Origin of the sequence: Siccirubricoccus soli (assembly GCF_024178315.1) — a bacterium.
In the GTDB taxonomy this organism is placed as follows: Bacteria; Pseudomonadota; Alphaproteobacteria; order Acetobacterales; family Acetobacteraceae; genus Siccirubricoccus; species Siccirubricoccus soli.
Genome location: NZ_JAMZIK010000118.1, coordinates 1 through 19,338, shown reverse-complemented (window position 1 = coordinate 19,338; position 19,338 = coordinate 1). Strand labels below are relative to the sequence as shown.

Sequence of the window (19,338 nt, the reverse complement as noted above, 5' to 3'; positions counted from 1 at the left end):
CATCCGCCTGGCGGAGCCTACAGCTTGCCATGCTCCCGCAGCACCTCCTCCGCCACGCGCAGCGCGTCGATGGCGGCGGGGAAGCCGCAATAGGCGACGGCATGGGTGAAGAGCTCGCTGATCTCCTCCGCCGTGCAGCCATTGTTCAGCGCCGCCACCAGGTGGATGCGCAGCTCATGCGGCCGGTTCAGGGCGCAGAGCATGGCCAGCGTCACCAGGCTGCGCTGCCGCCGGTCGAAGACCGGCCGGGTCCAGAGCGTGGCGTAGGCGAATTCCTCGGAAAGCCGGCGCACCGCGGCGTTGAAGGGGGTGGTGCCGGCGTCGCGCTTGTCGACATAGGCGTCGCCCAGCACCTCCCGCATCACGCGGCGGCCGCTCTCGCGCAGCGCGTCATGCGCCTTGTCTTCTTCCATGGCGTTTCCTCCTTGCTCAGGCCGCCGGGGCGTAGGCGTTCTCCAGCGTGCCGATGCCCTCAATCGTCACCGCCACCTGCATGCCCGGCCGCATCGGCAGCGCGCCGAGCGAGGTGCCGCAGGCGATGACGTCGCCCGGCTGCAGCGTCATCTCCCGCGAGATCAGGGAGACGATGCGGGCGGGCGGGATGATCATGTCGCTCAGCGGATAGTCCTGCCGCACCCTTCCGTTCAGCGCCACCTTCACGCTCAGCGCCGACCAGTCGAGGCCGGTGGCGATGACCGGGCCGATCGGGCCGAAGCTGTCGGCGCCCTTGGCCCTTGCCCATTGCGGGAAGGAGGCGTCGGCGAAGAGCAGGTCGAGCGCCGTCACGTCGTTCACGCAGGTCAGGCCGAAGATGGCGGCGCCGGCCTCCGCCTCGTCGGCGTTGGAGACCCGCTTGCCGATGACGAGGCCGAGCTCCCCCTCATACAGCACCTTGCCCTCGTAGCCCGCGGGCGGGCGGATGGCGGCGCCGGGGCCGATGACGCAGCGCGGGTTCTTCAGGAAGTAGAGCGGGAATTCCGGAATGGGATTGCCCTGCTTCGCTGCCGCGGCATGGAAATTGTTCCACAGCCCGATGAAGGCGCCCGGCCGCACCGGCGGCAGCAGGGCCACATCCGCCAGCGCCAGCGTCGCGCCCGTGGGCGTCGCGCCGGCGAGGAGATCGCCGCTGTGCACGGCGATGGTCTCGCCATCCAGCGTGCCGAAGCCTTCCGTGCCATCCCGCGTGAAGCGCACCCAGAGTGCCATGCTCATTCCTCTCCGACCTCGCCGCGGCGTGGCGCCACCTGCCGCACCCGTCAAGGGCGTCATCGCGCCCGGGCGCGCTCCCTGCGCGCTCGGCCCCGTCGAGCGCACCTCAAGCCCCATGGCCCTGGCGAATGGTCGCCTTCGGCGGTGTCGAAGGCGCGCAAAGGCGCCTTCACCCGCGAACCGGCCCGGGGAGCCTGCGGCAGGGTCCGGCGCCGTCTGATGCCCTGCAGCGGCCTTGCCGCGGCAGGCTGTGCGAGGCGCCGATCATCCTGCGCCCCTGGCCCCCCGCGGCGTTGTGCAGCAACGTCGTGGGGAGCTTACGCCCAGGGCAGCACCAGCCCCGGCTCGTCCCACTCCATCGCCGCCAGCTTCCCGGTCAGCGACAGGGTGATGTAGGCCGTGCGCATGTCCTTGCCGCCGAAGCAGATATTCGTCGGCATGCGTTCCGGCATCTTCACCACGCGCAGGATCTCCCCGCTCGGCGCGACGGTGGTGATCTCCCCGCTCACCAGCGTCGCCACGCAGATATTTCCCGCCGCCGTCGCGGCGATGCTGTCCAGCCGGCGGTAGCCGGGGAATTGGCAGATCACCTGCCCGCCATTGGTCGAGGGCCAGGGATCCTTCCGCAGCACGCCCGGCCCTTCCACATCCCAGGCCCAGAGCCGCCCCGTCTCCGTCTCCGCCACATAGAGCCGCCGCCCATCGGGCGAGAGCGCAATGCCATTCGCCCCGCCGAACACCGGATAGGCCGCCTCGACGATCTTCGAGCCGTCATTCGCCGCCCAATAGACCCCGCCATGGTCGCGCTCCCGCGCCCGCACCTTGCCGAGGTCGCTGAACCAGAACCCGCCCTCCCCCGGCGAGCCCGGCGGCGCGAAGACGATGTCGTTCGGCCCCTTCAGCCTGTGCTCGCCGCAATGGTCGTAGAGCACCTCCACACTGCCGGTGGCGGGGTCGATCACCTCGATCCGCCCGCCCTTGTACTCCGGCGGCACGCCGGCGGGGCGCAGCATGTTCGGCTCCTCATGCCACAGGAAGCCGCCATTGTTGCAGCAGTAGATCTTCCCGCCCGGCCCCACCGCGATGCCGTTCGGCCCGCCGCCCGGCGTGGAGATGACGGTCTTGCCGCCATCGGCGCCGATGCGCGTGATTCGCCCGGCGGCGATCTCCACCAGCACCACGCTGCCATCCGCCATGGCCACCGGCCCTTCGGGAAAGCGCAGCCCCTCGGCCAGGATTTTCAACTCGCTCATGCATTCCCTCCCATCTTCCCGGGAATGCTGCCCCAGCCGCGCCGCGCGCGCCAGTGGCCGGCCCAGCGGCGCCGTGCAACAACAGTCGCTGCCCCTTGCCCTGCCGCGGCAGGCTGTGCGAGGCGCTGGTCCAAGGGAGTGGACGGGCCCCATGGCGGCGCGCAGCGCCCGCCTGGGCCGTAACCCGGGGCCCCGCGGCGTCGCGCAGCGACGTCGTGGGGAAATCTAGCGTGGCCGCCAGATCTCGATCGGCCCGCGCTCCTCCGGCACCTCCGCCACCAGCTCGTAGTCGCGCTCCAGCACCTCATCCAGCATGGCCTGCGCCGTCTCCCGCACGCTCGGCCACCAGCCGCGGTCGATGACGATGAGGCGCGGCCAGGTGCCGAGGATGCGCGCCACCTCCTCATCCGTATCGACGCCGGAGATGCTGGTGAACTCCTTGCCCGTCAGATGCGCCGGAAAGACGAAGCGCGTCGGGATCGCCGCGCCCGCCAGCACATAGACCGCCGGGTGGTAGTTCACGACCCAGATCGGCTCGCCCGGCTCGATGCGCGAGCGGACCTCCGCCGCCACCTGCCGCACCGGGTCCGGCGCGAACAGCCCGATGCCGCGGTCGATGCGGAAAGTGGCATCGGCGCGCCAGGAGCCGATGACGAGCACGGCGATGATGACGACGAAGCCCCGCCGCCGCCAGCGCGAGGGCAGGCGGGACGCCATGGCCCAGCTTCCCATGGCCATCAGCAGGGAGAGCGGTGGCAGCCAGATGACGAAGTAGTGCGGGAAGAAATAGCCCGGCCCCGCCACCGCGATGGAGGAGACCGCGAGCCACAGCAGCGCCATGCGCACCAGCATGCCGCTCGGCCCCCGCCGCCCCCCCCAGCGCCACAGCGCCATGGCGGCCAGGGTGAAGGGCCAGGTCAGGGTCAGCACCGTCACCAGGATGCGGTGGAAGCTCTCCAGCGCCCCCAGCCGCCCCTGGCTGTAGCGGAAGGGCGCCAGCAGGCTGCCCTCGATGAAGACCTCCAGATGCCCGTGCAGCGCATAGGCCAGGGCGAACAGCAGCGTCGGCGTCAGGCAGAGCAGCGCATAGGCCGCCGCCATGGCCAGCGCCCTGCCCCAGGGCAGCACCCGCCGCCCCAGCGCCGGGAAGACCAGCAGGGCGAAGGCCAGGCACCCCTCCGGCGCCACCACCGGCTTGATGACCATGGCAGAGCCGATCAGCAGCCCCATCGCGACCAATTCCGGCCAGCCCGGCCCCTCGCCGCGCCGCAGGCTCCGCGCCGTCCCCGCCAGGCCCAGCGCCATGGCCGCCGCCACCATCGGCGCGAAGAGGATCTCGGTATTGGAGGCGAGGCCCCCCAGCCGCACCGAATGCGCCGCATAGGCCAGCCCCGCCCCGAGCCCGAGCAGCCGCGACCCGCCCACCGCCCGCACCGCGCCATAGAGGGCCCAGGCCGTGGCCCCGACGCAGAGCGCGGCGAGCAGCCTGATCGCCTCGAACCCCTCCCCGAAGGCCAGGATCGCCACGGCGAACATCGCCGGCGCCCCCACCGGGTGCATGTCCCAGGCGGCGATATAGGGCCAGCCGCCCTGCAGCCATTCCCTCGCCTGGACCCAGTAGAGCCCCTCATCCGTGTCGATGACGGCGTTGAAGAAGCCGAGGAATCGCAGCACCACCGCCGCCAGCAGCAGGAACAGCGGCACCGCCACAGCCAGGGCCGCCCGGCGAAATCTCATGCCCATGCGCGTGGCGCCCCCGACATCTCCGCCCCCTTATCATGCGCCCCCGGCCGGTAAAGCGGAGTTTCGCCACCGCCCCGGCTTGACGCCCCCGCCCCCCTTGGCGAGCCTGCCTGCCATGGACCCCGTGACCCTTGCCGTGCTGGACAACCGGCTGCGCGCCATCGTCGAGGAGATGGGGGAGGCGATGCTGCGCACCTCCTACTCCCAGATCCTCAATTCCTCCCGCGACTTCTCCATTGCGCTGTGCGACGCGCAATGCCGGCTGGTCGCGCAGGCGGACCACATCCCCGTCCATGTCGGCGCCATGCCCTGGGCGGCGAAGGCGATCGCCGAGGCCTTCCCGAACCCGGTGGAGGGCGACACCTACCTGCTGAACGACCCCTATTTCGGCGGCAGCCACCTGCCCGATCTCACCATCGTCATCCCCGTCTTCGCCGAAAGTGCCCTTCGCTTCTGGTCCGTGGTCCGCGCTCATCACTCGGATATCGGTGGCGCCACCCATGGGGGTTACAACCCGGGGGCCACGGAAATCTGGCAGGAAGGCGTCCGCATCCCGCCCATCCGGCTGGGCGAGGGCGGCACGCTGCGCGACGACCTCATCCGCATGCTGGCGACCAACACCCGGATTCCACGGGATTTCACCGGCGACCTCATGGCGATGATCGGCGCCGCCCGGCTCGGCGAGCAGCGCCTGAAGCCGCTGCTGGCGAAATACGGCGCGGATGGGCTGGAGGCGGCGGTCTCGGCCATCCTCGACCTGTCGGAGAAACATGCCCGCCGCATCCTCGCCGCCTGGCCGGATGGGGAGTGGCGCGGCGAGGCCTTCCTCGACGATGACGGCTTCGACCGGGTGGATGTCGCGATCCGCGCCCGGGTGGTGAAGCAGGGGGACAGCCTGACGGTCGATCTCTCGGAGAGCGATCCGCAGACCACCGGCTTCGTCAATTCCAGCTATCCCAACATGCGCAGCGCCGTCGCGATGGCCTTCGCCTTCCTGCTGGATCCCGAGGTGGCGAAGAATGACGGCGCCTTCCGCCCCATCGAGGTGATCGCCAGGGAAGGCACCGTGGTCTGGGCGAAGCCCGGCGCGCCGGTGACCATGTGCACCTCCCACTGCTCGAACGAGATCGTGGAGGCGATCATCCGCGCCCTGCAGCATTGCTGCCCGGAGCGCGCCATGGGCGGCTGGGGCCGGCGCTTCCGCGTCGCCATCACCGGCCAGGATGCCCGCCGCCCGGGCAGGCGCTTCGTCTGGCACCTCTTCCAGGCGCGGCCGGGCGGTGGCGGCTCCGCCGGCGGCGATGGCTGGTCCACCAGCGGCGAATGGCACAGCGCCGGCGGGCTGAAATTCGGCAGCGTGGAAATGGCGGAGGCCCGCTTCCCCCTGCTCTTCGAGAGCCATGAGTACCGCCCCGGCTCGGCCGGGGACGGGCAGTTCCGTGGCGGGTTCGGCGGCCGCCTCTCCCTGAAGGTGGAAAGCGACGGCCCCTGCCGCGCCAACACCGCGGGCGATGGCGTGCGCCATGGCGCCGCCGGCATGTGCGGCGGGGAGGATGGCAAGCCCCACCACTATGTGCTGCGCCGCACGGATGGCACGGAGCGGGTGCTGAAGACCAAGGAGGTCGGCCTGACCATCAACCCCGGCGACCGCGTCATCGTGGAAGCCGGCGGCGGCGGCGGCTGGGGCGACCCGGCGAAGCGCGACCCGGCGGCGCGGGAACGGGACGCGGCGGAGGGGCTGGTCTGATGCTCACCTACCGGATCGGCATCGATGTCGGCGGCACCTTCCCCGATGTGGTGGGGATCGCCTCGGATGGCAGCCAGACCCTGGCGAAGGCCGCCTCCACCCCGGCGGACCAGTCGGAAGGCGTGGTGAACGGCTTGGCGAATCTCGCCAAGGCGCTCGGCCTCGACCTCGCCACCCTGCTGGGGCGGACCGAGCGCATCGTCCATGGCACCACCGTCGCCACCAACGCCCTGCTGGAGAAGAAGGGCGCCAGGCTGGCGCTGCTGACCACGGAGGGCCACCGCGACGTCATCGAGATGCGGGAGGGGCTGAAGCCCGAGCGCTACAACATGCGCATGCCCGCGCCGGCGCCCCTGGTGCCGCGCCGGCTGCGCCTGCCGGTGGCGGAGCGGCTCCGCGCCGATGGCAGCGTGCTGACGCCGCTCGACCCCGCCTCCCTCGCCGCCGCCATCGAGGCGGCGAAGGCGGAGGGGGTGGAGGCGGTCGCCATCGCCTTCCTCCATGCCTGGGCGCAGCCGGTGCATGAGAACCAGGCTGCCGAGGCGGTGCGCGCCGCCCTGCCGGGCGTCTTCGTCACCACCTCCGCCGAGGTGCTGCCGCAGATCAAGGAGTTCGAGCGCTTCTCCACCACGGCGGTGAATGCCTATGTCGGCCCCGTGGTCTCCCGCTACCTGGCGAAGCTGGCCGGGCGGCTGGAGGGGGCGGGCTATGCCGGACCGCTCTTCGTCATCCTCTCCCATGGCGGCATCGCCCCGGTGGAGGAAGCGGCGCGGCTGGCCGTCGGCACGGCGCTGTCCGGCCCCGCGGGCGGCGTCGCCGCCGCCGTGGCGCTGGCGAAGGAGGGGCTGGGCCAGGACCTCATCACCTTCGACATGGGCGGCACCTCCACCGACATCGCCCTGGTCGTCGGCGGCGAGGCGGCGCTGGGCCGCGGCCGCGAGGTGGGGGGCGAGCGCATCGCCCTGGAGAGCCTCGACATCGTGACGCTCGGCGCCGGCGGCGGCTCCATCGGCCATCTCGGCCCGGGGGGCACCCTGCAGGTCGGTCCGCGCTCCGCCGGCGCCGTGCCCGGCCCGGCCTGCTACGGCCAGGGCGGGACGGAGCCGACCGTGACGGATGCCAACCTCGTCCTCGGCTATCTGGACCCCGCAAATTTCCTCGGCGGCGCCAAGACGCTGGATCTGGAGGCGGCGCAGGCGGCGGTGGCGCGGCTGGCGGCGCAGCTCGGCATCCCGCCGCTGGATTGCGCCGCCGGCATCCATGCGCTGGTCAATGCCCGAATGGCGGACGGGGTGCGCGTGGCGACGGTGCGGCGCGGCGTCGATCCGCGCGACTCGGCGCTGCTGGCCTTCGGTGGTGCCGCCGGGCTGCACGCCACGGCGGTGGCGCGGGAGCTGGGGCTGAAGCGCGCCGCCGTGCCGCTCTTCGCCGCGGGGCTCTCCGCCTGGGGCATGCTGCACACCGATCTGCGCTACGAGTTGGCGCAGAGCGCGGTCGGCGCCGGCGGCATCCCGGCGGATGCCGAGCTGCGCCGGCTGTTCGACTCCCTGGAATCCCAGGGCCGCAGCCGCATGGCGGGCTGGTACCAGGGCGAGGTCACGGCGCGGCGCAGCGCCGATATGCGCTATGGCGAGCAGGTCTTCGAGATTGCCGTGCCGCTGGACGGCATCGCCTGGGACGGGCCGGATCTGGCTGGCCAGCTCCGCGCCGCCTTCCATGCCCGCCACCGCGCCCTCTTCACCTATGATCTGCCGGAGGAGGAGGTGGTGCTGGTCAATGCCCGGGTCGCGGTGGTCGGCGCCCTGCCCATGGGCGAGGCGGCGCGGCGGGAGGGCGCATCCGGCCCTGCCGCCCCGCTCGGCACCCGCCGCATCGCCATCGACGGCATGGTGCAGGAGGCGCCGGTCTTTGGCTTCGACGCCCTGGCAGCAGGACAGGAGATCGCCGGCCCAGCCCTCATCGAAAGCGCCACCACCACCGTGCTGCTGCGGCCGGGAGACGCGGCGCGGATGGATGGGCGGGGTTGGCTGGATATCGCGCTGACCTAGAGCATGCTGCGTTCGCTTGCGCTCACGCAGCATGCTCTAGGCCGTTGTTTTGCGAGCAGCTTCACGCGTTCAGATGATTCCATCTGAACGCGATCTGCTCTAGCCCGGTATTCAGGGCGGATCCGGTTGCGGCAGTGCCGCATTCGGAGCCTTCCGCGAAGGGGTTGCGCCGTGCGTCCAACCCCTTGGGCCCTTGAGCCCGCCCTCCGAACCGGGCCGCCCGTTGCCCTGCCGCGGCTTTGCCGCGGCAGGCTGTGCGAGCCGCCGGAAGGACAGCGCACCGGGGCCCCGCGAAGGCGCGCAGCGACTTCGTGGGGAAGTCAGCCCGGCCCCGAATTCCCCATCCGCAGCGCGCAGCCCAGCACCGGGGCACCGCCGGGCACGGTGCCGCCGGTCATCATCCGATGCGCCAGGGTCGGGTTGTCCAGCACGTTGTTCCCGCAGCCCTGCTTGCGCAGGCTCTGCGCCGCCGCCCGGCTGACGCTCCAGCCCTCGCCGCCCGTCACATCGGCACAGGCCGAAAGGCCCAGCAGCGCCATCACCGCGGTGCAACGCAGGGTTTGCATGCCGCCCCTCCCTCAACCTATCCGTGCATAAGCCCGGCCGGGACAGGTAACCGGAAGATGGATCGATCCGGGCATCACGATCCCGAGGGGCTTGCCTTCCGCGCCCGGCCGGGCTTGCCTCTGCTTCCCGACTTCCCGCGAGGAACGCCCATGACCAAGCTCGCCACCTTCTCCGACGCGAAGGGGACCCGCCTCGGCGCCGTGCTCGAGGATGGGCGGATGCTCGACCTCGCCGCCGCGGGCCTCGCGCAATCCGACATGCTGGCGCTGATTGACGCCGGCCCGGCCGCCCTCGCCGCCGCCCGGGCGCTCGCCGCCAACCCGCCCGCCGCCGCCATCCTGCCCGCCGGCGGCTGGACCCTGCTGGCCCCCATCCCCCGGCCGCGCCGCAACGTCTTCTGCGTCGGCCGCAACTACATGGACCATGTGGCGGAAGGCGACCGCACCCGCGGCATCACCAATTCCGAGCTGCCGAAATACCCGCAGTTCTTCACCAAGGCGCCGGACACCGTCATCGCCCATGAGGATTGGGTGCCCGCCCATACCGGCGTGACGGAGTGGCTGGACTACGAGGTCGAGCTCGCCGCCATCATCGGCAAGGAAGGCGCCAATATCAGCCGGGAGGACGCGCTCTCCCACGTCTTCGGCTGGACCATCGGCAACGACATCACGGGGCGGGAGCTGCAGCGCCGCTACGGCCAGTGGTTCAAGGGCAAGTCGCTGGACCGCTCCTGCCCGCTCGGCCCCTGGATCATCCCGGCGGCGGAGCTTGACGCGCTGAACACCGGCATCCGGCTCTGGATCAACGGCGAGAAGCGGCAGGACAGCCACACCAGCAAGATGATCTTCGACGTGAAGGAGATCATCCACCAGCTCTCCCTCGGCTTCACCCTGAAGCCCGGCGACGTCATCATCACCGGCACGCCGGAGGGCGTCGGCTACGCCATGCAGCCGCCCAAGACCCTGAAGCCCGGCGACGTGATCGAGGCCGAGATCGACGGCATCGGCCGCCTGCGCAACGTGGTGAAGGAAGCCTGAGCCATAGCCGGGCCGGGGATTTCTCCCCCGGCGCGGCGCCATGCCACAGGCGGCGGCAGCCCGTGCCGCCCATGCCCACGCCCCGGGCAATGTCGCCTGGCCGGGGCGATGTCCCTCCCCGCATTCCGGTTCCCCTCCGCGGCCGAAGCTGGCAGCCTTCCTTTCGCCACCGGAGAGAGGGGGACGCCGGATGCACCGCCGCCATCTGCTGCAGGCCAGCGCAGGCCTCGCCGCCACGGGCCTCGCCGGTCCGGCGATCGCCCAATCCGCCCGGGACCGCGTGCTGCGCTTCGTCCCCCAGGCGAACCTCACCTCGCTGGACCCCATCTGGACCACCGCCGCCGTCACCGAGGCGCATGGCTGGGCGGTGTTCGACACGCTCTACGGCCTGACCGACGACCTGAAACTGCAGCCGCAGATGGCGGAGGGCCACGAGGTCTCCGCCGATGGCCACACCTGGCAGATCCGCCTGCGCGAGGGGCTGCGCTTCCATGACGGCGCGCCGGTCCTCGCCCGGGATTGCGCGGCGAGCCTCGCCCGCTGGAGCAAGCGCGACACCTTCGGCCAGTCCCTCGGCGCGGTGGTGGAGGCCTGGGAGGCGGCGGATGACCGCACCCTCCGCATCCGCCTGAAATCCCCCTTCCCCATGTTGCTGGAGGCACTGGCCAAGCCCGCCGCCGTCGTCCCCTTCATCATGCCGGAGCGGCTGGCGAAGACCGACCCCTTCCAGCAGGTGGCGGAGATGGTGGGCTCCGGCCCCTTCCGCTTCGTCGCCAACGAATACGTCTCCGGCAGCCGCGCGGTGTACGCCCGATTCGAGGGCTACAATCCGCGCCCCGAAGCCCCTTCCCGCACCACCGGCGGCAAGCGCGCGCAGTTCGAGCGCATCGAATGGCACATCATCCCGGACAGCGCGACGGCCGCCGCCGCCCTGCAATCCGGCGAGGTGGATTGGTGGGAGCAGATCAACGCCGACCTCACCCCGCTGCTGCGGCGCTCCCGCGGGGTGAAGGTCGATATCACCAACACCCTCGGCTATGTCGGCGTGGCGCGCTTCAACCACCTGCAGCCGCCCTTCAACAACGTGGCGATCCGCCGCGCGGTGCTGCTGGCGCTGAACCAGGAGGACTACCTGCGCGCCATCACCGGCAACGACCCGGAAGCCTTCAAGCCCTGCCCCTCCATGTGGCCCTGCGGCACGCCCTATGAGAGCACCACGGGCGCCGAGGCGCTGCAGGGCCCGCGCAGCATCGACCGCGCCAAGGCGGCGCTGCAGGCGGCGGGCTACAAGGGCGAGAAGGTCGTCGTCATCAACCCCTCGGACTTCCCGACCATCGGACCGATGGGCCAGGTGACGGCGGATCTGCTGACCAAGCTCGGCATGAATGTGGAGCTGGTGGAAACCGACTGGGGCAGCGTGGTGCAGCGCCGCACCAGCCGGGAGCCCGTGGAGAAGGGCGGCTGGAGCATCTTCCACACCTGGTGGGCCAGCGTCTCCATCCTCAACCCGGCGGTGAACGCCACGCTCCGCGGCCAGGGCGCGCAGGGCTGGTTCGGCTGGTACAGGAACGACCGGGTGGAGGAGCTGGCGGCGCAATGGCTGCAGGCCGCCACGGAGGCCGAGCAGAAGCGGCTGGCGGACGAGATCCAGAAGGAGAGCTTCGAGCAGGTGCCGGTCCTGCCGCTCGGGGAGTTCTTCATCCGCACGGCCTATCGGGATTCGCTGGAAGGGGTGCTGAAGGGGAACTCGCCGCTGTTCTGGAATGTGCGGCGGAAGTGATTGAGGGAGGGCGCTGCCCTCCCTCAAACTCCCTCCCGCCGAAGGCCGAAAGGCCTTTGGAAACCGGGAGTTCGGACCCGTCGGGCGATCAGCGCCTCACTCGGCGCCAGAGTGCGATGGCGGCGAAGGCGGTGCCGATCACGAGCACGGAAACGCCGGTGGTGAGGGTGCCGAGCGCGTAGATCTCGGGCGTCGTCACCGTGGTCGTCAGCCCCTGTAATTCCAGGGGCAGGGTGTTGCGGTCGCCGATGGCCTGGGAGGTGCGGGCGATCTCGTCCCAGCTTAGCGTGAAGCCGAACAGCGCCACGCCCACCAGGCTCGGCCCGATCAGGGGCAGCACCACATGGCGGAAGACCTGCCACGGGCTTCCCCCCAGGTCGCGCCCCGCCTCCTCCAGCGCCGCGGGGAAGCGGTTGAACACGGCGAACATGATCAGCAGGCCGAAGGGCAGCGTCCAGGTGAGATGCGCCCCGAGGCCGGAGCTGAACAGCCCCATCGCCGTGGTGTAGCCCTCATTGATCCAGGCGATGTCGTAGGCCTCGCCCAGCGCCTTCACCGTGTCGTCCAGCAGCCGGAATTCCAGCGCGATGCCCAGCGAGACGACGATGGAGGGCACGATGAGGCTGGCGATGCTGAGCTGGAACAGCGCCCCCTGGCCGGGAAAGCGCCGCCGGAAGGCATAGCCGGCGGCCAGCGCAATGGCCGTCGTCAGCACCATCACCACCAGGCCGAGCGCGACGGAGCGGCGGAAGGCCGACCAGATATCGACAACGCCAACCCCTTCCCACAGCACCCGGTACCAGTGCAGGGAGGCGCCCTGCATCGGGAAGGTCAGCCCCCCCTCCGGCCCCTGGAAGGAGAGGACGAGGATGGTCAGCGTCGGCCCGTAGAGGAACAGCAGGAACAGCGAGAACAGCGCCGCGAGCAGCCAGAAGGTGAAGGACCGGCGATCCTCCATGCCCTAGAGCTCCCGCCTGATGTCGACCAGCTTCGTCAGCACCGCGATCATCAGCAGCACCAGCGCCAGCAGCACCATGGCCTGCGCCGCCGCGGCGGGGAATTGCAGGTAGGACATCTGCACCTGGATCACCTTGCCCACCGAGGCGATCTGCTGCCCGCCCATGACGCCGATAGTCACGAAATCCCCCATCACCAGCACGATGACGAAGATGGCGCCGATGACGATGCCGGGCTTGGCCAGCGGGATGACCACATGCCAGAGCGTCTGCCAGGCGGAGGCGCCGGCATCCCGCGCCGCCTCGATCAGCCTTCGGTCGATGCGCATCAGGCTGTTGAACACCGGCACCACGACGAAAAGCGTGTAGAGGTGGATGAAGGCCAGCACGACCGAGAACTCGGAAAACAGCAGCCAGTCCTGCGGCTGCTGCACCACGCGCAGCGCCAGCAGCGCCTGGTTCACCACCCCCTCCCGCCCCAGCAGCGGGATCCAGGAAACCATGCGGATGACGTTGGAGGTGAGGAAGGGCGCGGTGCAGAGCAGGAACAGCGCCATCCGCACCCCCTCCCCCCGCACATGGAAAGCCAGGAAATAGGCGACGAGGAAGCCGAGCGGCACCGTCACCAGCGCCACTTCAGCGCACAGGCGGAAGGTGGAGAGATAGGTGCGCAGCGTGGTACAGCCGCCGGCGGAGACATCCGCGCAACCCTCGAACATCTCCCGGTAATTCCGCAGGGTGATGTCCGGCACCAGGGAATACTCGGTGTAGTCCCAGAAGCTGACCACCGCAGTGGCCAGCAGCGGCAGCACGAAGAACAGCAGCAGCACCAGCCCGAGCGGTGCCGCCTGCCACAGCGGCGCGCGCGGAACGCGCGGCGCGGAGGCAGCCGGCGCGGCCTGCTCCGCCGCCAGGGGCACGCTCTCCACCTGCGCCGTCATGCCAACCTCTCCACCACACAACCGCTCATCGCAAGCCGTCCATCAGAACCTGCGCCACCCGTTGTCCCGCCGCGGCTTCGCCGCGACGGGCTGTGCGACACGCTGCTCCGCACAGTCCGCAGGGCCCGCGGCGTTGCGCAGCAACGTTGTGGGGATCTAGGCGGCGATGAACTCGTTCCATTTCCTGACCATGTAGTCGTTCTCGTCCATCACCGCGTTCCAGCAGGCGACGGCGCCCATGCGCGCCTCGTAGCTGCCGCCGTCGCGCACCGCGCCGGCCTTCTCCATCACCGTGCCGTCCGGCGCCTTGATGTCCTGCGCCGCCGGCTTGCCCAGCATCCAGTAATCCCACTCATAGGCCTGCATGTTGGCCTGGGCGGTGGAGAGCACGGCGGAGTAGTAGCCCTGGCGGTTCAGGAAGGCGCCCGCCCAGCCGGAGAGGAACCAGTTGATGAACTCATAGGCCGCGTCCAGCTTGCGCCCGGTCAGCGTCTTCGGCAGGCCGAAGCCCGCGGCCCAGGCGCGGTAGCCCTCCTTCAGCGGCTGATAGACGCAGGGCACGCCCTTGCTGCGCACGGCCGTCACCGCCGGCGACCACATGGACTGGATGACGGTCTCGCCCGAGGCCATCAGGTTCACGCTCTCGTTGAAGTCCTTCCAGAAGGCGCGGAACTGCCCAGCGCGCTTGGCTTCCGTCAGCACGCGCATGGTCAGGTCGATCTCCGCCCGGGTCATGTTGCCCTTGTCGGCGTATTTGTGCTGGCCCAGCGCCTCCACCACCATCGCGGCGTCCATGATGCCGATGGAGGGGATGTTGAGGATGCTGGCCTTGCCCTTGAACTCCGGGTTCAGCAGCTCCGCCCAGCTCTCGATCGGCCGGCCGATCCGGTCCGGCCGGATGCCGAGCGTATCGGCATTGTAGGTGGTCGGGATCAGGGTCAGCCAGCGCGTCGGCTCATTGGCGAAGGTCCGGGCATTCTGTTGCGGCAGGTACATCACCTTGCTCGGCGCGGTGCCCTGCAGGCCGATCTTCCGGCCGCCGATCTCGCCCTTGGTGAAGACCGGGGTGATCTCGCCCACCTTGGCGATGCCGTTGGCATCCATGCCGACGAGATTCCCCGAGGGGACGATCTTCTTCAGCATCCAGTACTCGGAATCCAGGATGTCGAAGCTGTTCGGCTGCGTCACCGCCCGCCGCACCACATCGTCCGAGGTGACGGGGATGTAGTCCAGCGTGATGCCGAGATCCTGCCGCACCTTCTCCCTGATGCCCTGGTGCTGGTTCACCGCGGTGCCGACGTAGCGCAGGGTGACGGCGCCCTGCGCCTGCACCGCGGGCGCCGCCAGCGCCAGGGCGGTGCCGGCCAGCAAGCCGCGGCGGCCGATCTTTGCGGTCTCGTCCATTCCTCGTCTCCCCTTGCGTTACGCGTCGGCGGCCAGCGGCCGCATGTCGCGCGCATCCCAGCTCAGCCCCACCGTCTCGCCGGCGGCCAGGCCCTCTTCCGTCTCGCGCAGCACGGTGAACTCCTCCCCCGCCGCATCGGCGAGCGTCACGGCGAAGCCCGTGCCCATGTATTCCACGCCGCGCACCGTGGCCGGGTAGCCCTGGCCCAGCGGCAGGATGCGGGTGCGATCCGTGCGCACCGCGATGCTGCCGCCCTCCAGCGGGAAGACGTTGTGGCCGCCGATGAAGCGCGCGACGAAGGCGGTGCGCGGGCTGTCGAACACCTCGAAGGGCGTGCCCATCTGCTCGATGCGGCCAGCCCTCATCAGCACCACCAGGTCGGCCAGCGCCATCGCCTCATCCTGGCTGTGGGTGACATGCACGAAGGTGATGCCGAGCTCGCGCTGGAACCGCTTCAGCTCCGCCCTGACGCGGCCGCGCAGGAAGGGGTCGAGCGCCGAGAGCGGCTCATCCAGCAGCAGCGCCGCCGGGTTGGTCACCAGCGCGCGGGCCAGCGCCACGCGCTGCTGCTGCCCGCCGGAAAGCTGTGCCGGCAGCCGCTCCGCATAGGGCGCCATCTCCACCAGCCGCAGCATCTCCATGGCGCGCCCGTGCCGCTCCGCCTTCGGCATCCCCTTCATGCGCAGCGAGAAGGCGACGTTGTCGAGGCAGGAGAGGTGCGGGAACAGCGCGTAGGACTGGAACATCATCGCCGTCCCGCGCTGCGCCGGCGGCGCGCGGGTGATGTCCTGGTTGTCCAGCAATATGTCGCCGCTGCTCGGCGTCTCGTGCCCGGCCAGCAGGCGCAGCGTCGTGGTCTTGCCGCAGCCGGAGGGGCCGAGCAGGCAGCAATAGGTGCCGGCGGCGATCCGCAGGTCGAGGGCCTCAAGGGCGGTGGCGGCGCCGAAGCGCTTGCTGGCGCCGATGAACTCGACGGCGCCGCGGGGACGCTGGAGGGTGGCGACGGACAGCTTCAACTCTCCCGACGGGACGCTCGTCGGAGGGCTAGCAGGTAGCGTGCCAGCTTCGGTCCGCGCCGGCGGCCGGCTTCCGGGCGGGCGCCGGCCGCTTCGGCAGGCATCTGCCCAGGGAAAGGGCAGCCCCGAAGGGCCGGGACGGGGCTGCCGCCCCGGCCCGCCGGCTCAGCGGCGGCGGCGCAGGCCCACCAGCCCGGCCAGGCCGAGGCCCAGCAGGCTGAGGCTCATCGGCTCCGGCACCGGGAAGAGCGCGTCGCGCACCTCCTGCGCCACCGGGCCGAAATTGGTGAACACGCCGTCGACGCCCATCTTGTAGTAGGTCTCGTACTGCGTCGGGTTGTTCAGGAAAGTGTAGGGGTGGACAAAGAGCCCGGCGTTGTGCGCCCGGGTGACGCAGGCGGCGGTGGTCTGGCCGGTGGAGGGGCCGATGCCGTCGGCATAGGTGGCGATCTGCGCCGCCGCCGCGGCGGTGCCGGGGCAGACGCCCAGCATCGTCACCGGGATGTCCGTCTTCCCGTTCATGTAGGCGACCTGGCCTTGGTCGAAGGACTGCAGGAAGGCGGTGCCGTTCCCGGCGGCGAAGTAGCCATTGTATTTCGGGTCGCTCAGCACGGCGAGGATGGCGTCCACCACCGGCAGGCCGCCCTGCTTGGCTTCCGGGTAGATGCCCATCTTCTTCCCGGTGTCGAGGAAGGCCTGGTAGGCCATGTCCGCCACCTGGGCCAGGGCGGCGATCTGGTAGTGGGTGCCGGGGTTGTAGTAGCCGTCGCGGTAGGTGCCGTAGCCGGTGGCGTTGCGGTAGGTGACCGTCAGCTCCTGCAGCTGGGCATAGGTGAATTTGGTGACGTCGTAGCTGCCGTTGGCGGAGCGCAGCGCGGCGATCTCGGGATGCGTCGCGGCATAGGCGACGACATTGGTGGTGGCGTTCAGCGTGCCGTCATGCAGCATGACCGCGACGCCGTCCTTGGTGACGTAGACATCGCCTTCCAGGAAATCGACCCGCTGCTGCACGGCAAGCTGGTAGGCCTGGATGGACTCCTCCGGCAGGTAGCCGCTGGCGCCGCGGTGGTTGATCACCAGGGGCGGCTGGCCGCTCAGCGTGTTGGGGGTGAGTGGGGCGGCGGTGGCCGCCCCGGCGATCAGGGCCACCAGGCCCGGCGCAGCGTATCGAAGCAGATTCAGCAGCACGGCACTTCTCCGAACAGGCTTGCGGGCACCTGGCCGGCGCCCGCCGGTTCGTTCCTAGGCCGGTTCCGTCTCGCTGTCGGGCCAATCAATCGGACAGAATTGTGATGTTTCCCTGACATCGCGCCCGAAATCGAGACAATTCCGGCACCAATCCCAGGAAAGACCAGCCACCTCCCCTTCCGGCGGGCCCTGGCGGGCATCGCGCCGGGCCGGGCGCGGGACGGCGCCGCCAGGGCGCAACGGCCCGAGCGAGAGGCCCTCAGCTTGGCAGGGGACGGGCCGGCACGCCGCCCATCGCCGCCCCCTCCGGCACATCCGCCACCACCGCGGCGCCGACGCCGATCACCGCCCGGGCGCCGATCGTCACATAGGGGCGGCAGCACGCCCCGGCGCCGACCAGCGCCCCCTCCCCCACCCGCACCCCGCCCGGCAGCACCGCGCCGGGCCCGATATGGGCGAGCGGGCCGACCGCCACGTCGTGCTCCAGGATCGCGCCGGTATTCACGATGGCCAGCCGCCCGACCCGCACCGCGGCGCCCAGCACCGCCCGCGGCAGCACCACCACCCCCTCCTCCACCGCCGCGCTGGCGGCCCGGATGGCGGAAGGGTGCAGCAGCGCCGGCAGGGCGAAGCCCATGGCCTGCAGCCGGGCAGCGGCGGCGGCCCGCGCCGCGGCATCCCCCAGCGCCACCACCGCCGTCCGCACCCCGGCCGCCAGCAGCCCGGGCAGCGCCGCCTCGTCGCCCAGCACCTTCAGGCCGAGCATCTCCGGCCCCGGCGGCCGGGCATCGACGAACCCCACCGGCGCGAAGCCCGGCAGCTCCCGCAGCAGCTCCCGAATCGCCCGGCCATGCCCGCCGGCACCGAGAATCACCAGCTTTTCCGCCATCGCCCGCCCTTATCCGCCCGCCGCATTGGCGTCCGCGCCCATCGGCCCGATATAATGCCCGAACCCCAAGACGCGGCGGAGCGGACGACACGGCATGGCCAGCAGCGAATGGGAAATTCCGCCGGAGCTCCAGCCCGATCCCACGGAGCATGATTTCGACCTCGACCTGGCGCTGCGCTCGATCGTCGGGGTGAAGGCGCTGGTGCCGGCGGATGCCTTCACCGCCCAGAGCCTCGGCACCGAGCGCGGCGGCAGCGGCGTGGTGATCCGGCCGGACGGGCTGATCGCCACCATCGGCTATCTGGTGACGGAGGCCGAAACCATCTGGCTGACGACGCATGACGGCCGCGCCATCCCGGGCCACGCCCTGGCCTATGATTTCGAGACCGGGTTCGGGCTGATCCAGGCCCTCGGCAAGCTGGACCTGCCGGCGCTGCCGCTGGAAAGCGGCGAGGCGCCGAAGCCGGGCGATGTCTGCGTGCTGGCCTCGGCCGGCGGGCGGAAGCATGCGCTGCGCTGCACCGTCGCGGCGCGGCAGGAATTCGCCGGATACTGGGAATACATGCTGGAGGAGGCGCTGTTCACCGCGCCGGCGCATCCCTCCTGGGGCGGGGCGGGGCTGATCGGCGGCGATGGCAGGCTGATGGGCATCGGCTCCCTTGTCATGCAGCAGCAGGACGGCAAGGGGCGGCGCGTCGATCTCAACATGGTGGTGCCGGCGAGCCTGCTGCCGCCGGTGCTGGAGGATCTGCTGAGCTTCGGCCGGCCGAACAAGCCGGCCAGGCCCTGGCTGGGGCTGTACGCGGCCGAGGATGAGGAAGGGGTGGTGGTGTCCTCCATGGCGCGCGGCGGGCCGGCGCAGAAGGCCGGGCTGCACGAGGGCGACCGGGTGACGGCCGTGGGAGACACCAAGGTGACGGAGCTGACGGGGCTGTGGCGGGCGGTCTGGGCCTCCGGCCATGCGGGGGCCAAGGTGCGGCTGAGCATCAGCCGGCAGGGGGTGGCGCGGGAAATCGTGCTGGCCTCGGTGGACCGCAGGAGCTTCCTGAAGGCGCCCAGGCTGCATTGAGGTAACGGGGGCGCGGCCCCCGGAGCAGATCGCCGTAGGGCGGCATCGCCCGCAGGCGTGAATCTGATCCGCAAGCAACGACCTGGCGCATGTCCGGTGGACGCATGTGCACCGGACATGCGCCAGGCCCCCGGCAGCAGAGGGGCGCTGCCGCTCTGCCCTCCCCGCCAAGGGCCGAGGGGCCCTTGGAACCCTTGAGCTGGGCATCACGCCGGCTCCATCCAGCGCGCCAGGCGGGCGCGGCCGGCGGCGAAGCGGTGCATGTCGTGCAGCAGGCGCCAGATGGCGCGGGGCGGGTGCCAAAGGCGGTGGAGCATGGCTGCCGCGAAGCGCTGGAGGATGGGGGTGTAGATTTCGGACAAATCCTCATCCGGCAGGAGCTGGCCGGGCGCCGGGAGCGCGCTGAACAGCCGCAGCCGCTTGGCCAGCATGATGGCGCGCAGGCTGCCCATGTGGCGGATGGCGCGGCGGAAGGCGCAGCAGAGGCGAT

The 19,338-nt window shown here is 70.9% G+C and carries 16 protein-coding genes and 1 pseudogene; 5 read left to right on the top strand and 12 right to left on the bottom strand.

Annotated features, from left to right (window positions below; genetic code table 11):
* Positions 1-17 precede the first annotated feature (17 nt).
* The 4 genes from NJ376_RS18400 to NJ376_RS18385 all read right to left on the bottom strand — a co-directional run bounded on the left by NJ376_RS18400 (position 18) and on the right by NJ376_RS18385 (position 4,205).
* Positions 18-413 carry a carboxymuconolactone decarboxylase family protein gene (locus tag NJ376_RS18400; RefSeq protein ID WP_252954743.1) on the bottom strand — a complete coding sequence of 132 codons (396 nt, stop codon included), beginning with the start codon at positions 411-413 and terminating at the stop codon, positions 18-20.
* 16 nt (positions 414-429) lie between these two features.
* Positions 430-1,206, bottom strand: a complete 777-nt coding sequence (locus tag NJ376_RS18395) for a fumarylacetoacetate hydrolase family protein (RefSeq protein ID WP_252954742.1) — start codon at positions 1,204-1,206, stop codon at positions 430-432.
* 320 nt (positions 1,207-1,526) lie between these two features.
* Positions 1,527-2,462: an SMP-30/gluconolactonase/LRE family protein gene (locus NJ376_RS18390; protein ID WP_252954741.1), complete on the bottom strand. Its 936-nt coding sequence runs from the start codon at positions 2,460-2,462 to the stop codon at positions 1,527-1,529.
* Between the two features lie 225 nt (positions 2,463-2,687).
* The gene (locus NJ376_RS18385) at positions 2,688-4,205 is read right to left on the bottom strand and encodes a glycosyltransferase family 39 protein (RefSeq protein ID WP_252954740.1); all 1,518 of its coding nucleotides are present in this window, start codon (positions 4,203-4,205) and stop codon (positions 2,688-2,690) included.
* Between the two features lie 115 nt (positions 4,206-4,320).
* On the opposite strand from NJ376_RS18385, the gene NJ376_RS18380 reads away from it, so the two are divergent.
* Together NJ376_RS18380 and NJ376_RS18375 are read left to right on the top strand one after the other, a co-directional pair.
* Positions 4,321-5,952 carry a hydantoinase B/oxoprolinase family protein gene (locus tag NJ376_RS18380; protein ID WP_252954739.1) on the top strand — a complete coding sequence of 544 codons (1,632 nt, stop codon included), beginning with the start codon at positions 4,321-4,323 and terminating at the stop codon, positions 5,950-5,952.
* Positions 5,952-8,000: a hydantoinase/oxoprolinase family protein gene (locus NJ376_RS18375; protein WP_252954738.1), complete on the top strand. Its 2,049-nt coding sequence runs from the start codon at positions 5,952-5,954 to the stop codon at positions 7,998-8,000. The genes NJ376_RS18380 and NJ376_RS18375 overlap by 1 nt, the downstream gene beginning before the upstream one ends.
* A gap of 320 nt (positions 8,001-8,320) precedes the next feature.
* Here NJ376_RS18375 and NJ376_RS18370 read toward each other — a convergent pair whose 3' ends face one another.
* Positions 8,321-8,566 carry a hypothetical protein gene (locus NJ376_RS18370; RefSeq protein WP_252954737.1) on the bottom strand — a complete coding sequence of 82 codons (246 nt, stop codon included), beginning with the start codon at positions 8,564-8,566 and terminating at the stop codon, positions 8,321-8,323.
* Between the two features lie 150 nt (positions 8,567-8,716).
* Between NJ376_RS18370 and NJ376_RS18360 the strand changes: the two genes are divergently transcribed.
* Both NJ376_RS18360 and NJ376_RS18355 read left to right on the top strand, forming a co-directional pair.
* Complete coding sequence (locus tag NJ376_RS18360; RefSeq protein ID WP_256476438.1) at positions 8,717-9,604, top strand: fumarylacetoacetate hydrolase family protein; 888 nt, start codon at positions 8,717-8,719, stop codon at positions 9,602-9,604.
* A gap of 190 nt (positions 9,605-9,794) precedes the next feature.
* Positions 9,795-11,384: an ABC transporter substrate-binding protein gene (locus NJ376_RS18355; RefSeq protein WP_252954736.1), complete on the top strand. Its 1,590-nt coding sequence runs from the start codon at positions 9,795-9,797 to the stop codon at positions 11,382-11,384.
* 88 nt (positions 11,385-11,472) lie between these two features.
* Here NJ376_RS18355 and NJ376_RS18350 read toward each other — a convergent pair whose 3' ends face one another.
* From NJ376_RS18350 to NJ376_RS18325, 6 genes are all read right to left on the bottom strand, one after another.
* Positions 11,473-12,342 carry an ABC transporter permease gene (locus NJ376_RS18350; protein WP_252954735.1) on the bottom strand — a complete coding sequence of 290 codons (870 nt, stop codon included), beginning with the start codon at positions 12,340-12,342 and terminating at the stop codon, positions 11,473-11,475.
* Between the two features lie 3 nt (positions 12,343-12,345).
* Positions 12,346-13,281 (bottom strand): ABC transporter permease, encoded by a 936-nt coding sequence (locus NJ376_RS18345; RefSeq protein WP_252954734.1) that lies wholly within the window; start codon positions 13,279-13,281, stop codon positions 12,346-12,348.
* Positions 13,282-13,437: 156 nt separating this feature from the next.
* Positions 13,438-14,685, bottom strand: coding sequence for an ABC transporter substrate-binding protein (locus NJ376_RS18340; protein WP_252954733.1), 1,248 nt, complete (start codon positions 14,683-14,685; stop codon positions 13,438-13,440).
* Between the two features lie 18 nt (positions 14,686-14,703).
* Positions 14,704-15,702 (bottom strand): ABC transporter ATP-binding protein, encoded by a 999-nt coding sequence (locus NJ376_RS18335; protein ID WP_370288425.1) that lies wholly within the window; start codon positions 15,700-15,702, stop codon positions 14,704-14,706.
* 165 nt (positions 15,703-15,867) lie between these two features.
* The gene (locus NJ376_RS18330; protein ID WP_252954732.1) at positions 15,868-16,890 is read right to left on the bottom strand and encodes a glycerophosphodiester phosphodiesterase family protein; all 1,023 of its coding nucleotides are present in this window, start codon (positions 16,888-16,890) and stop codon (positions 15,868-15,870) included.
* A 259-nt stretch (positions 16,891-17,149) separates the two neighbouring features.
* Entirely contained in the window at positions 17,150-17,779 is a 630-nt protein-coding gene (locus NJ376_RS18325) for a NeuD/PglB/VioB family sugar acetyltransferase (RefSeq protein WP_252954731.1), read from the bottom strand.
* A 94-nt stretch (positions 17,780-17,873) separates the two neighbouring features.
* Here NJ376_RS18325 and NJ376_RS18320 point away from each other — a divergent pair, with 94 nt between their 5' ends.
* Positions 17,874-18,848, top strand: coding sequence for a S1C family serine protease (locus NJ376_RS18320; protein ID WP_252954730.1), 975 nt, complete (start codon positions 17,874-17,876; stop codon positions 18,846-18,848).
* Positions 18,849-19,054: 206 nt separating this feature from the next.
* Here NJ376_RS18320 and NJ376_RS18315 read toward each other — a convergent pair.
* Positions 19,055-19,338 (bottom strand): annotated as a pseudogene (locus tag NJ376_RS18315) (transposase); the annotation flags it as partial.

Bases quoted from the DNA above. Each gene is read 5' to 3' on its own strand.
- NJ376_RS18385 (WP_252954740.1), bottom strand. From the start codon at position 4,205: ATGGGCATGAGATTTCGCCGGGCGGCCCTGGCTGTGGCGGTGCCGCTG.
- NJ376_RS18350 (WP_252954735.1), bottom strand. From the start codon at position 12,342: ATGGAGGATCGCCGGTCCTTCACCTTCTGGCTGCTCGCGGCGCTGTTC.
- NJ376_RS18320 (WP_252954730.1), top strand. From the start codon at position 17,874: ATGGCCAGCAGCGAATGGGAAATTCCGCCGGAGCTCCAGCCCGATCCC.
- NJ376_RS18360 (WP_256476438.1), top strand. From the start codon at position 8,717: ATGACCAAGCTCGCCACCTTCTCCGACGCGAAGGGGACCCGCCTCGGC.
- NJ376_RS18325 (WP_252954731.1), bottom strand. From the start codon at position 17,779: ATGGCGGAAAAGCTGGTGATTCTCGGTGCCGGCGGGCATGGCCGGGCG.
- NJ376_RS18345 (WP_252954734.1), bottom strand. From the start codon at position 13,281: ATGACGGCGCAGGTGGAGAGCGTGCCCCTGGCGGCGGAGCAGGCCGCG.
- NJ376_RS18390 (WP_252954741.1), bottom strand. From the start codon at position 2,462: ATGAGCGAGTTGAAAATCCTGGCCGAGGGGCTGCGCTTTCCCGAAGGG.
- NJ376_RS18400 (WP_252954743.1), bottom strand. From the start codon at position 413: ATGGAAGAAGACAAGGCGCATGACGCGCTGCGCGAGAGCGGCCGCCGC.
- NJ376_RS18380 (WP_252954739.1), top strand. From the start codon at position 4,321: ATGGACCCCGTGACCCTTGCCGTGCTGGACAACCGGCTGCGCGCCATC.
- NJ376_RS18375 (WP_252954738.1), top strand. From the start codon at position 5,952: ATGCTCACCTACCGGATCGGCATCGATGTCGGCGGCACCTTCCCCGAT.
- NJ376_RS18395 (WP_252954742.1), bottom strand. From the start codon at position 1,206: ATGGCACTCTGGGTGCGCTTCACGCGGGATGGCACGGAAGGCTTCGGC.
- NJ376_RS18340 (WP_252954733.1), bottom strand. From the start codon at position 14,685: ATGGACGAGACCGCAAAGATCGGCCGCCGCGGCTTGCTGGCCGGCACC.
- NJ376_RS18355 (WP_252954736.1), top strand. From the start codon at position 9,795: ATGCACCGCCGCCATCTGCTGCAGGCCAGCGCAGGCCTCGCCGCCACG.
- NJ376_RS18370 (WP_252954737.1), bottom strand. From the start codon at position 8,566: ATGCAAACCCTGCGTTGCACCGCGGTGATGGCGCTGCTGGGCCTTTCG.